This is a genomic window from Massilia sp. BGA-UO-ETr-WB1, assembly GCF_059567845.1.
In genome coordinates this window covers 173,541-186,338 of sequence record NZ_JCAQOT010000025.1, presented here as the reverse complement: position 1 = coordinate 186,338, position 12,798 = coordinate 173,541, and the positions used below count along the sequence as shown (strand labels likewise).

Genomic DNA, 12,798 nt, shown 5'->3' with positions numbered 1-12,798 from the left:
GCTTAGCGCACCAGGCCGAATTCGCTGGCGCGCTTGCCGTAGTCGTCCACGGCCTTGCGCACATGGTCGGCGAGCGCGTCGCCGGTCAATACAAAGGGATACAGGCCGTAGGCTGCGCGGGCCTCGGCAAATTGGGGCGTGGCCATCATGCGGTCGAACAGGCTTACCCATTGGCGGTAGTCCGCCTCCGGCACGTGGGGCCCCATCCACACGCCGCGGATGATGGGCCAGACCACGTTCACGCCTTGTTCGCGCGCGGTGGGCACGCCGGCCAGCACGCCCGGCAGGCGCTGTTCGGACAGCACCGCCAGCACGCGGGTCTTGCCGTTGCCGGCGTACAGCGTGGCCTCGGACGCGTCGCCCGACACCACGTGCACATAGCCCGCGTCCATCGCCGTGAAAGCCTCTCCGCCGCCTTCCAGCGCCACGAAACGCAGCACTTTCGGGTCCACGCCGGCGGTGCGCATCACCAGCGCGATCTTCAGCCAGTCCTGGCTGCCGATGGTGCCGGACACGCCGATCAGCACTTTCTCGGGATGCTTCTTCAGCGCCGCCACCAGGTCGCCCAGTGTTTTGTAGGCCGAGTCGGAACGCACGGCGATCATGCCGTAGTCCGCGCCCAGCGCCGCCACCCAGCGCACGTCGTCCGCCTTGGCCTTGCCGAACTTGCCCTGCGCCAGGTTGAGCAGCGAGCCGCCCGAGAACACCACCAGCGTGTTCGGATCGGCGCGCCGGCGCGTCATCAGCGAATGCCAGGCCACCGCGCCTATGCCGCCGGGCACATAGCTGATGTGCACGTCGCGCGGTGCGCCGCCGGCCAGCGCCTGCAATCCCTTCTGCGCCAGCTTGCAGGTCAGGTCCATCGCGCCGCCCGGCTTGGACGGCACGATGCACTCGACGCGGCCCGGCACGGCGGCAGTGGCAGCGGCAGGCTTGGCCGGCTTGGCTGCGTTGCCGGAGCCGGCCGCCGTTGCGCCCGCCGTCGCCAGCACGGCAAGCGAGAACAGGAAGGAGGACAGGGCTTGCATGGCGTTTAGAAGCGGTGCTGGATGCCGGTGACGACGCCGCGCTGGTTGGTGTCGAAGCCTGCGTCGTCGCGCGACAGGCCGGTCAGCTGGCCGTTCTTGGACTTGGCGTAGGCCGCCGCCACGTAGACGTCGGTGCGCTTGGACAGCGCGTAGCGGTAGCGCGCCACGAACATGGTCGGATCGGCGTCCTTGCCGGTGGCGACGTTCTTCACATTGACACGGTACACCGCGCCGGTGAGCGTGGTGTTGGGGATGCCCTTGTAAGCCACGCCGGTCCACCAGGTGGTGGCCTTCACGTCCGCCGTGGCGGCCTTGCCGGATACCAGCTTGTAGTCGCGCATCACGCCCCAGAACTTCAGCGGGCCGGTTTCGTAGCTGGCGCCCAGGTGGTAGACGGTGGTCTCGTCGCGGTTGCCGGTCGCGGCCACGGTGTTGCCGTTGATGCGCTCCCAGGTCGTCATCAGGCCCAGGCCATTGGCGGCGTAGGCCACGTTGCCCGCCATCTTGCGGCTGTCGGACTGGCCGGTGGTCTGTTCGCCCATGCCGTAGGTAGCGCCGTATTTGAAGCTGCCGGTGCTGCCGCTGTACTTGATCAGGTTATCGAAGGCGGTGGTGAAGCCGTATTTGCCGGGCCCCGTGGCAGGGCCGCTGGTGGCCCACGAATAGTACGGCGCGAAGCCCATCGGATCATAGGAGATCACGGTGTCGTATACGGAGGTGAAAGAGCGGCCGATGACCACGCGGCCGAAGCTGCCCTCCAGGCCAACATTGGCCTGGCGCTTGAACAGCGGGCCGTCCTGGGCGCCGCTGTCGAGCAGGATGCCGCCTTCCAGCTGGAACACCGCTTTCAGCCCGCCGCCCAGGTCCTCGGTGCCGCGCAAGCCCCAGCGCGACGTGTTCATGCCACCGGAGATCACGCTGGTCTTGGCCCCTCCGGTCGGCGTGGCGTTGGAAGCGTTTTCGACGCCGGCGTCGATCAGGCCATAGACCTGCACGTTCGACTGCGCGTGAGCCGCACCGGCCAGCGCGCAGGCCGCCGTGGCGGCAAGCGCGTTGGCCAGGGCCAGTGTCAAATTGGACTTCTTCATGGGTGTCTCCTATAGATATAATTGTTGGTGATATGCCTGATCACTGAAATCAGGGCTCCACTATAGGTTTCACTTCCTTTCAATTCTCTTTCACTGCGAATTCACTGCGAATCTTGTCGTCGTGTCACCACAAGGAATTTACTTTTGGCGGCGCGGCGGGGAAGATGCAGGCCTGAGCATACACCTGGCGGCACCAACATCATGCGCATTCTCCTCGTCGAAGACCATACCGAACTGCAGCACTGGCTGGCCAAAGCCCTGCGCGACTCCCACCTGACGGTGGAGTGCGCGGACAACGGCGCCGACGCCGACGCCCTGCTGCACACGCAGGAGTACGCGCTGGTGATCCTCGATCTCACCCTGCCGCGCATGGACGGCCTGGAAGTGCTCAAGCGCCTGCGAGCGCGCGGCGGGCCGCGCGCCAAGACCCCGGTGCTGATCCTGACCGCGCGCGGCGGGCTGGAAGAGCGCGTGCAGGGCCTGAACCTGGGCGCCGACGACTACCTGGCCAAGCCCTTCGAACTGGCCGAACTGGAAGCGCGCGTGAAAGCGCTGCTGCGCCGCAGCGTCGGCAACGAGGCGCTGGTGCACAGCTGCGGCGCGCTCAGTTTCGACACCATCACCCGCATGTTCAGCTACCACGGCGCCGCGCTGGCGCTCACGCCGCGCGAGCACGCGGTGCTGGAAGCGCTGATCAGCCGCAGCGGACGCGCCGTGTCGAAGGAAAAGCTGTTCGACGAAGTGTTCGCGCTGGCCGACGACGCCAACCTGGACGCGATCGACCTGTACATCCACCGCGTGCGCAAGAAGCTGGAAAGCAGCCAGCCCGGCGCCGCCGCCATCACCACCCTGCGCGGCATCGGCTACCTGCTGCAGCCGCGCGAGCCGGCCGAGTAATGGAACGCGCACCGGACCGGGCAACGGAACCCGCAGCGAAAGCAGGCGGCGCGCCCGCAGCGCCGCTGGGCAGCCTGCGCGGCCAGCTGATGCGCTGGCTGCTGGTGCCGCTGATCTTCCTGATGGCGCTGGACGCCGTCTCGGTCTACCGCAACGCGCTGGACGCGGCCGACATGGCCTACGACCGCTCGCTGCTGGCCTCCACCCGCGCGTTGGCCGAGCGTGTGTCGGTGCAGGACGGCAAAGTGGTGGCCGACGTGCCCTACGTGGCGCTGGACAGCTTCGAGACCGACACGCTGGGCCGCATCTTCTACAAAGTCAGCGGCATCAACGGCGAAACCGTGTCCGGCTTCGCCGACCTGCCTGCGGTGCCGGCCAACGTGCCGCGCTCGGAAGCCTATCCGGCGCTGGTGCGCTTCTACCACGCCAAGTACAACGGCCAGCCGGTGCGCATCGCCGCGCTGCTGCAGCCGGTATACGACGACAGCATGCGCGGCATCGCCCTGATCCAAGTGGCCGAAACGCTGGACGCGCGGCGCGGCCTGTCGAACCAGATCCTGTTCGACACGCTGCTGTGGCAGGCCGGCCTGATCCTGGCCACCGCGCTGCTGGTGTGGTTCGCCGTGCGGCTGGTGCTGAAACCGCTGATGCGGCTGAAAGTGGAGGTCGAGACGCGCAGCGTGTCCGACCTGTCCGACGTCGATCCGGCGCTGGTGCACAAGGAAGTGCGGCCGCTGGTGGAAGCCATGAACGGCTCCATGTCGCGCATCCAGAGCCTGATCGCCAGCCAGCGCCGCTTCATCGCCGACGCCTCGCACCAGCTGCGCACCCCGCTCACGGTGCTCAAGACCCAGGCCGAGCTGGCGCTGCGCGAAGCCGGCCGCGCCCCCTGCGACACGGCCGCGCTGCGCAGCATGGTGCAAGGCATCGCCACCACCACCGACTCGGCGGTGCACCTGGCCAACCGCCTGCTGATGCTGGCGCGCATCGAGCACAGCGGCGGCGTGGAGCCGGTGCCGGTGGAACTGCGCGCGCTGATGCAGCAGGTGGCGCTGGAACTGGCGGTGCCGGCCGTGAGCCGCAACATCGACCTGGCGCTGGAAGCGCAGCACGACGCGGTGGTGCCCGGCCAGGCGCTGCTGCTGCACGAAATGGTGGCCAACCTGGTCGACAACGCGCTGCGCTACACCCCGGACGGCGGCAGCGTCACCCTGCGGGTCGGCCCTGGCAAGGGTGCTTCCGGCACCGTGTTGGAAGTGGAAGACAGCGGCCCCGGCATCCCGCAAAGCGAGCGCGAGCGCGTGTTCTCGCCGTTCTACCGCGCCGCCGCCTCCATGCAGCGCAACCCCGGCGGCGCCGGCCTCGGCCTGGCCATCGTGCGCGATATTGCCGCACTGCACGGCGCCACCATCACCCTCGGCGACGGCGCCCACAACCAGGGCCTCAAGGTTACCGTTTCCTTTCCCGCCTAAAGCATCCTCCTACAAGCGAGCTGAGCCGCATTCGGGGTCAGACCCCGAATGCGGCTCAGCTCGCCAGGCGCAATCGGACGCGGAGTTTGGGCGTTTTCCCCTATGATGCCCGGGATACGCTGCTGAGCCGTCCGGCCCTTGTTTCCTATGTTTCCCAAGCTGTCATTCCGCCATCTGCTGCTGGGCGTGTTCTTGCTGATCGCCGTACTGCTGAGCGCGACATCGGTGCACGCCCTGCTGACCCTGGACCGCCTCGCCGCCCATAGCCGCGAGGCGGGCCAGCACGCCATCGCGCTGACCGAGAACGCGCAGCGCCTGGCCGAGCGCAGCGTGGCCATGGAACGCAGCGCGCGCCAGTTCCTGGTGCTGGACGACCCGGCTTTTCGCCAGCGCTACGCCGAGGCCTGGCGCGACGCGCAGGCGGCGCTGGCCGCCGTCGCCGCCGGCCTGCCCGGCGCGCCGCCGCAGACCTTCGCCGACTGGAACCAGCGCAGCGAGGCGGCGTGGACCGTCCTGCAGACGCCGCGCGCGCGCCGCGCCAGCCGCCAGCAGGCGCTGAACCAGGCCCTGAACCAGGCGCTGGGCGGCCTGCCCGCCATCAGCCAGGCGCTGGAGGACGAAGTAAAGCGCGAGGTGGAGCGCCGCAACCAGATGCTGCTCGATGAGCTGGACCAGCGGCGCGGCGTGCTGACCGGCCAGGTGGCGGCCGCCATCGCCGTGGCGGCGCTGCTGGCGGTCGGTTTCGGCGCCTGGGTGTCGCGCCCGCTCAAGCAGATCGAACAGGCCATCCACCGCCTCGGCGAGAACCGCTACGGCGACGCCATCGCGGTCGAAGGGCCGAACGATTTGCGCCGCCTGGGCCAGCAGCTGAACTGGCTGCGCCAGCGCCTGTCCGACCTGGAGGCCGACAAGTCGCGCTTCCTGCGCCATATTTCGCACGAACTGAAAACGCCGCTGGCCGCGCTGGTGGAAGGCGTGGCGCTGCTGGAAGACCAGGTGCTGGGCGCGCTGTCGCCGCAGCAGCGCGAAATCGCCGCCATCCTGCGCCAGAACACGGCTTCGCTGCAGAACCAGATCGAGGACCTGCTGCGCTACAACGCGGCCAACTTCGAGGCCCAGCACTTGCTGCGCGCCCCGTACGAACCGGCCGCGCTGCTGCGCGAGGTGATCGCCAACCAGCAGCTGCAGCTGCAGGCGCGCGGCCTGGTCGCGAGAGTGGACGGCGCGCCGCGCGCCATGCCGATGGATCACGACAAGATGGCCGTCGCGCTGGCCAACCTGCTGTCGAACGCGGTGCGTTTCACCCCGCAGGGCGGCACGGTGCGCTTCGCCTTGGACGAGCACCAGGGCCTGCTGCGCATCGACTGCATCGACCAGGGGCCGGGCGTGGCCGAGGAAGACGCCGAGCGCGTGTTCGAACCCTTCTACCAAGGCGAGCGCCAGCCGCCGGGCGCGCGGCGCGGCAACGGCATCGGCCTGTCCATCGTGCGCGAATACGTGCAGGCGCATGGCGGCAGCCTGCAACTGCTTCCCTCCCAGGTGGGAGCCCATTTTCGGATTGAACTGCCTTATGACCATTAAACCGCCGTTCCTGCTAGCCCTGCTGCCCTTGCTGCCCTTGCTATTCCTGGGCGCCTGCATGACGCCGGCCCCGCCGCCGCCACCGCCGTCGGTGATGCCGGCGCCGCCGCCGGTGGCGCCGCTGGCGCAAACGCCGCTCACGCACGTCTCGCCGCAGGACGAGGCCGCGCCGCTGCTGGCTTACCACCAAAGCCTGCGCCGCATGGCGCAAGGCGAGCTGCTGAAGGAATTGAGCGGCTTGAGCCTGCAACAGTCGACACCCAAGCTGTCGCTGCAGATCGGCATGATCCTGATGCTCACGCGCGGCAGCGGCGACCTGGCGCGCGCGCAGGCGCAGTTCGACAGCGTGGCCACGTCCAACGAGCAGGCGGCGCAGTCGATCAAGCCGCTGGCGCAGCTGCTGTCGAGCCACTGCGCGGAGGCGCGCCGCCTGTCCGAGGCCAACGAGAAGCTCACCGCGCAGCTGAAGGAAAACCAGCGCAAGACCGAGCAGCTGAACGACATGCTGGAAGGCTTGAAGGCGATCGAGCGCAACCTGCCGGTGCGGCCGCCGCCGCAATCGTCGGCGCAGGGTGGCCGCTGATGGCCGGCGCGCACATCCTGCTGGTGGACGACGATCCGGACTTGCTGCGGCTGCTGTCGCTGCGCCTTACCGCCAATGGCTACCGCGTGACGGCGGTGGGCAGCGCGGAAACGGCGCTGGCGCGTCTGTCGATCGAGCTGCCGCAGCTGGTGGTGAGCGACATCCGCCTGCCGGACCGCGACGGCATGGCGCTGTTCCAGGAGATCCGCTCGCAGTACCCGGCGCTGCCGGTGATCCTGCTGACCGCGCACGGCACCATCCCGGACGCGGTGGAAGCGACCACCCTGGGCGCCTACGCCTACCTGACCAAGCCGTTCGACGCCAAGGTGCTGCTGGAGCGCATCGAGCAGGCGCTGAGCCTGACCGCGCCGGCGCCGGTGCACGGCGGCGGCGACGAAAGCTGGCGCGAGGAGATCATCAGCCGCAGCCAGGCCATGGCCGAGCTGCTGGCCGAGGCCAAGCTGGTGGCCGCGTCCGACGCCAGCGTGCTGATACGCGGCGAGAGCGGCACCGGCAAGGAGCTGCTGGCGCGCGCCATCCACCGCGCCAGCCGGCGCGCGAAAGCGCCCTTTATCGCCGTCAACTGCGGGGCGATCCCGGAGCAGCTGCTGGAATCGGAACTGTTCGGCCACGTGAAGGGCGCCTACACGGGCGCCGTGAACAGCCGCGAAGGCCTGGTGCAGGCGGCCGACGGCGGTACCCTGTTCCTCGACGAAATCGGCGACATGCCGCTGCTGCTGCAAGTGAAGCTGCTGCGCGTGCTGCAGGAGCGCGTGGTGCGCCAGCTCGGCTCGGACCAGGGACGGCCGGTGGACGTGCGCATCCTGTCGGCCACCCACCGCGACCTGGACGCGGCCATGCTGGAGGGCCAGTTCAGGGAAGACTTGTATTACCGGCTGAACGTCATCACGCTGGCCTTGCCGCCGCTGTCGGAGCGGCGCGAGGACGTGGCGCTGCTGGCCACGCGCTTCCTGCACGCGCTGGCTGCCAAGTACCAGAAGACCGTCAGCGGCTTCGCGCCGGGCGCGCTGGAGGCGCTCACGCGGGCCTCCTGGCCCGGCAATGTGAGGCAGCTGTACAACGTGGTGGAGCATGTGTGTGCGCTGGCCACGGCGCCGCTGGTGCCGCTCACGCTGGTGCAGCGCGCGCTGCGCGTGCCGTCGCTGGAGGTGCTCAGCTACACCGAGGCCAAGCAGCGCTTCGAGCGCAACTACCTGGTGCAGCTGCTCAAGCTCACCGACGGCAACGTGGCCGACGCGGCCCGCCTGGCAGACCGCAACCGCACCGAGTTCTACCGCCTGCTGCAGAAGTACGATCTCAACGCGGCCCAGTTCCGCGCCGACGGCGTGCCCGATTCGCAGGGCGGGCCGTAACCCTTCCCTGCCGGTTCACCTGAGCGCCAGGGCGCGGCTGGAGGCCGGGTTGTGGGCGTGCTGGCGCGCGGCGCCGGCTTCGATCTTGAACACGCTGACCGCTTGCGCCAGGCTGGCCGCCTGGTCCTGCATGGCCTTGGCGGCGGCCGCCGCCTGCTCGACCAGCGCGGCGTTCTGCTGCGTGACGTGGTCCATTTCAATAATCGCCTGGTTCACCTGCTCCACGCCGGTGGTCTGCTCGCTGCTGGCCAGCGCGATCTCGCCGATGATGGAACTGACGCTCTGCACGCTGTCCACCACTTTGGTCATCGTGGCGCCGGCCTGGCCCACCAGCCTGGCGCCCTGGTCCACGCGCTCCACCGAGTCGCTGATCAGCGCCTTGATTTCCTTGGCCGCCGCCGCCGAGCGCTGCGCCAGGATATTGGTCTGGAAGGCGATGCCGTCGATCACGCCGGTAATGTCCTCGATCTTGCGCGAGGCGTCATTGATGCCCTGCATGGTGGACACCACCTGCGCCACCACTTCGCCGCCGCGCACGGCCACGCTGGCCGCGTTGGAGGCGAGCTGGTTGGCGTGGCGCGCGCTGTCGGCCTTCTGCTTGACCGCCGAACTGATTTCCTCCATCGGCGCGGCGGTTTCCTCCAGCACGCTGGCCTGGCTCTCGGTGCGCGCACTCAAATCCTGATTGCCCTGCGCGATCTCGGCGCTGGCGGTGGCCACGCCGTCCGCGTCCTCGCGCACCGTGGCCACGATGCCCTGCAGGCTGGCGTGCATGTTTTCCAGCGCCTGCAGCAGCTGCGCCGTCTCGTCCTTGCCCTCCACCTGCATGGCGACGGTCATGTCGCCCTCGCTCATGCGGTGCGCGCTGCCGACCGCCACCGCCAGCGGATTGGTGACGCGGCGGCTGACCGCCAGGCCGAGGAACACCCCCGCCGCCAGTCCGGCCAGCACCAGCACGATGGTGACGTTGCGGCTGCTGGCGTAGAGTTCCGTGTTGGCGTCGGCGACCGCCTTCGCTTCACTTTCCTTGAGCTGGGACAGCCTGGTCATGGCCACGCCCAGCTGCACGCTGGGCTGGACCACGTTGGCGCGCATGTAGTGCTGCAGCTCGCTGTCGGCATGCATTTCGCTGCTCTTGATGCGTCCCATCAGGCCGTCTTCATGTTGTAGATCGCATAGGCGCCCAGCAGCGCGCCTATGGTGGCCACCGCGATGAATGCCAGCACCAGCTTGGTGGAGGTTTTGTAGTTGGACAATTGCATGAGCGGCTCTCCTTGGACGGGGTGTTCAGACTCTACCCAATGGCCGCGCGGCGAGCCATAGTGTTTTTCATGTCGTCACATGGCGACACAAAAAAAACCTTTGTTTTCAACGGCTTAAGAAATGCGCACTGAAAGGTGTCGCTGTATCACGACAAATCATGTCGCAAATTTGCTGCCTGTCGGCAAGTTAATCTTGGCGAAATTGCCAAACCATTGATTTCATTGAAGTTTTAAAAGCTGGCACACCGCTTGCAATAGGGTGGATAACGTCACAAGGCGTTCCTTTAAAAACCTTTATGGAGTAGCAAACATGACGAATACCAAAATGATCACCCGCCTGCTGGCCGCCGCAACCCTGAGCGCCGCCTCGATCACCGCCGCCTACGCTGTGCCACAGCAAGAAGGCGCGATGGCTGGCGTCGGCACTGCCGCCACCGCCACCGACAGCGCGCTGAGCAAGAAAGTCCAGGCCGCGCTGGGCGACTACAAAGGCGTGGGCGTCACCGCAGCCCAGGGCGTGGTCACCTTGACCGGCCAGGTCGCCAACACCGACATCGGCACCAAAGCTATCCAGGCCGCCTCCGCCGTCGAAGGCGTGAAGGAAGTGAAAAGCGAACTGACCGTCGCCAGCAAGTAATTAAGTTTTTTCGTAGCACCTGCAGTTGATGTTGTAGTACCTACCCAGAGTAAGACCTTTTCGCCGGGCCGCGTTTCGCGCAGCCCGGCTATTTTTTTGCCTGCGCGCCGGGCTCGAACGCCCCCAGGCCGGGCGCGGCGCCGCTGAAGGGCTGGCCGACGTCCACGCCTTTGGCTATCAGCTGGCTGCCGGCGCGCGGCCGGTAGTTGGGCAGGATGGGCAGGCTGCCGTCGGCCTGGCGCGGGGCGTCCCAGCCGGCCGCGGAGACGCTGTCGAAGTCCGCATCGCGCAGAATGAGCGGCAGGGTCCAGCTGTTGTGGGCCTGGTCGGCGCCGGCGGCGTTGCGCACGGTGCGGCCGATGTTGTTGCGCAGCAGGCCGAAGCTGGCCGGCGCGCCGGCCGGCGCCACGCCGCGCATGTCGTAGTCGGCGCCGTTGCCGAAGGCGGTGTTGTTGAAGAAGTCGAGCGCCAGCGGGTGGTGGTTGGCGTAGAAACCGGCGGCCTTGTTGTTGAAGGCGACCGAGAAGCGCACGCTGTGCTTGACGCCGTTGGCGACGTATACGCCGCCGTAGCCGCCGGCCTTGATGCCGTTGCCGTTGCCCGCCGCCAGCGGTGTGCTGGTGCCGGGCAGGTAGCCATGCTGCCAGGCCCACGAATACTCGATCGTCACCGGGGAATAGGCCTTGATGAGGTCGAAGCCGTCGTCGGTGTTGGCCCAGGCGCGGCAGCCGCGGAACACATTGCCGGGCTGGTTGGCCTTGATGTGGGCGCCGAATCCGTCCGCGCTCTGCCCTGCGCCGTTGGAGGTGTAGGGATCGTAGTTGTGGTGCGAGTCGCTGTTCAGCACCAGGTTGTGGCTGCCGTCCGCGATGAACACGCCGGGGCCCATGTTGTGGTGGGCGTTCAGCTGCTCGAACACGTTGTGGCTGCCCTTGATCCACAGCCCCCAGGACTCGTGGTTGAGGCGGTTTTCCGGCTGCTGCGGCGCGCCGGTGATTTCCAGGCCTCTCAGGTGCAGCCAGCTGGCGGAGACGTTGATGCCTTTCACGCGGCAGTCGTCCTTCATGCCCGAGAAGTCGAACACCGGCGTTTCGCCGGGGTAGGCCCAGTAGCGGATGGGGGCGCCTTCGCTGCCGCTTTTGTTGAGCGTGATGGCGTCCACCACGGCGGTGCGGCTGGCGCAGGTGCTGGTGGCGGCGCTGTAGGCGTAGCGGCCGCCACGGAAATAGATGGTGTCGCCGGGCGCGGCGGCGCTCTGGGCGCGGGCGACGGTTCGCCAGGGGGCGTCCTGCGCGCCGCTGGCGGCGTCGTTGCCGCTGGGAGAAACGTACCAGGTGGCGGCACTGGCTTGGCCGGCGGCCAGCAGCAAAAGGAAGAGTGGCTTCGAGAGTGGCTTCAAGACGGGCTCCGGTGAGAGCGCCAAGATTAGCATCGGCCGCCGGCGGCGGATGATCGAATTGCTGATTATTGCGGGCGAAAAAAAGGCGAGCCACGGCCCGCCTTCACCTTCCCTTTCAGCCGAAGCCGGTCAGCTCAGGTTTTCCAGGCGGATCTTGGTCACGCTGCCCACCACCGTGGACAGGCCTTCCATCTTGGCGATGGCCGCGTTGACGTTCTTCTCCTGGGTCTGGTGCGTCAGGATGATGATGTCGGTGCGGGTCTCGTTGTCGGCCGGCTCCTTCTGCATCATGGCGTCGATCGAGATGGCGCCGTCGGCCAGGATGCGGGTCAGGTCCGCCAGCACGCCCGGCTGGTCCACCACGTGCAGGCGCAGGTAGTAGCTGGTGGTGATCTCGGCCATCGGCAGGATCTGGATGTCGGTCATGGCGTTCGGCTGGAAGGCCAGGTGCGGCACGCGGTGTTCCGGGTCGGCCGTGGCCAGGCGGGTGATGTCGACCAGGTCGGCGATCACAGCCGAGGCGGTCGGCTCGGCGCCGGCGCCCTTGCCGTAGTACAGCGTGGCGCCGACGGCGTCGCCCTGCACCAGCACGGCGTTCATGGCGCCTTCCACGTTGGCGATCAGGCGCTTGGCCGGGATCAGCGTCGGGTGCACGCGCAGCTCGATGCCTTCGGTGCCGTTGACCTTGGCGCGCTTGGCGATGCCCAGCAGCTTGATGCGGTAGCCCAGCTGCTCGGCGTACTTGATGTCCACCGCGCTCAGCTTGGAAATGCCTTCCACGTGCGCCTTGTCGAACTGCACCGGGATGCCGAAGGCGATGGCCGACATGATGGTGGCCTTGTGCGCCGCGTCCACGCCTTCGATGTCGAAGGTGGGGTCGGCTTCGGCGTAGCCCAGTTCCTGCGCCTGCTTGAGCACGGTGCCGAAGTCCAGGCCTTTGTCGCGCATCTCGGACAGGATGAAGTTGGTGGTGCCGTTGATGATGCCGGCGAACCACTCGATGCGGTTGGCGGTCAGGCCTTCGCGCAGCGCCTTGATGATGGGGATGCCGCCGGCCACGGCCGCTTCGAACGCCACCATCACGCCCTTTTCCTGGGCCGCGGCAAAGATTTCATTGCCGTGCACGGCCAGCAGCGCCTTGTTGGCGGTGACCACGTGCTTGCCGTTGGCGATGGCTTGCAGCACCAGCGCCTTGGCCTCGTCGTAGCCGCCGATCAGTTCGACGACGATATCGATTTCCGGATCGTTGACGATGTCGAACGGGCTGGCGACCACTTTCACTTTGCCGCCAGTGCGCTGCTTGGCGCGTTCCAGGTTGCGGGCCGAGACGGCCACCACTTCAATGCCGCGCCCGGCGCGGCGGCGAATTTCTTCCTGGTTGCGTTCCAGTACGTTGAACGTGCCGGAGCCGACATTGCCGACGCCTAACAGGCCTACTTTGATGGGTTTCATAATGGTGAGTTCCTTGCAGCGCGGCC

General features: G+C 67.6%; 11 protein-coding genes. 6 read left to right on the top strand and 5 right to left on the bottom strand.

Annotation, left to right across the window (positions count from 1 at the left end; all coding sequences use genetic code 11):
* Positions 1–2: 2 nt before the first annotated feature.
* Both AC56DV_RS18975 and AC56DV_RS18970 read right to left on the bottom strand, forming a co-directional pair.
* Complete coding sequence (locus AC56DV_RS18975; RefSeq protein WP_496315800.1) at positions 3–1,028, bottom strand: tripartite tricarboxylate transporter substrate binding protein; 1,026 nt, start codon at positions 1,026–1,028, stop codon at positions 3–5.
* A gap of 5 nt (positions 1,029–1,033) precedes the next feature.
* Positions 1,034–2,116, bottom strand: coding sequence for a porin (locus tag AC56DV_RS18970; protein WP_496315799.1), 1,083 nt, complete (start codon positions 2,114–2,116; stop codon positions 1,034–1,036).
* Positions 2,117–2,317: 201 nt separating this feature from the next.
* On the opposite strand from AC56DV_RS18970, the gene AC56DV_RS18965 reads away from it, so the two are divergent.
* The 5 genes from AC56DV_RS18965 to AC56DV_RS18945 all read left to right on the top strand — a co-directional run bounded on the left by AC56DV_RS18965 (position 2,318) and on the right by AC56DV_RS18945 (position 8,022).
* A complete protein-coding gene (locus AC56DV_RS18965) occupies positions 2,318–3,013 on the top strand; it encodes a response regulator (protein ID WP_496315798.1) in 696 nt (231 codons plus the stop codon).
* Positions 3,013–4,485 carry a sensor histidine kinase gene (locus AC56DV_RS18960; RefSeq protein WP_496315797.1) on the top strand — a complete coding sequence of 491 codons (1,473 nt, stop codon included), beginning with the start codon at positions 3,013–3,015 and terminating at the stop codon, positions 4,483–4,485. Before AC56DV_RS18965 ends, AC56DV_RS18960 begins: the two co-directional genes overlap by 1 nt.
* A 147-nt stretch (positions 4,486–4,632) precedes the next feature.
* Entirely contained in the window at positions 4,633–6,066 is a 1,434-nt protein-coding gene (locus tag AC56DV_RS18955) for a sensor histidine kinase (protein WP_496315796.1), read from the top strand.
* Complete coding sequence (locus tag AC56DV_RS18950; protein ID WP_496315795.1) at positions 6,056–6,649, top strand: hypothetical protein; 594 nt, start codon at positions 6,056–6,058, stop codon at positions 6,647–6,649. Before AC56DV_RS18955 ends, AC56DV_RS18950 begins: the two co-directional genes overlap by 11 nt.
* On the top strand, positions 6,649–8,022 hold the full coding sequence (locus AC56DV_RS18945; RefSeq protein WP_496315794.1) for a sigma 54-interacting transcriptional regulator: 1,374 nt from the start codon (positions 6,649–6,651) through the stop codon (positions 8,020–8,022). Before AC56DV_RS18950 ends, AC56DV_RS18945 begins: the two co-directional genes overlap by 1 nt.
* A 15-nt stretch (positions 8,023–8,037) precedes the next feature.
* On the opposite strand, the gene AC56DV_RS18940 is transcribed toward AC56DV_RS18945, so the two are convergent.
* A complete protein-coding gene (locus AC56DV_RS18940) occupies positions 8,038–9,171 on the bottom strand; it encodes a methyl-accepting chemotaxis protein (protein WP_496315793.1) in 1,134 nt (377 codons plus the stop codon).
* 423 nt (positions 9,172–9,594) lie between these two features.
* Between AC56DV_RS18940 and AC56DV_RS18935 the strand changes: the two genes are divergently transcribed.
* On the top strand, positions 9,595–9,921 hold the full coding sequence (locus AC56DV_RS18935; RefSeq protein ID WP_496315792.1) for a BON domain-containing protein: 327 nt from the start codon (positions 9,595–9,597) through the stop codon (positions 9,919–9,921).
* A gap of 88 nt (positions 9,922–10,009) precedes the next feature.
* Here the strand turns inward: AC56DV_RS18935 and AC56DV_RS18930 are convergent, their stop codons facing one another.
* Together AC56DV_RS18930 and AC56DV_RS18925 are read right to left on the bottom strand one after the other, a co-directional pair.
* Positions 10,010–11,320 (bottom strand): right-handed parallel beta-helix repeat-containing protein, encoded by a 1,311-nt coding sequence (locus tag AC56DV_RS18930; protein ID WP_496315791.1) that lies wholly within the window; start codon positions 11,318–11,320, stop codon positions 10,010–10,012.
* Positions 11,321–11,449: 129 nt separating this feature from the next.
* Positions 11,450–12,772 carry a homoserine dehydrogenase gene (locus AC56DV_RS18925; RefSeq protein WP_496315790.1) on the bottom strand — a complete coding sequence of 441 codons (1,323 nt, stop codon included), beginning with the start codon at positions 12,770–12,772 and terminating at the stop codon, positions 11,450–11,452.
* Positions 12,773–12,798: the final 26 nt, after the last annotated feature.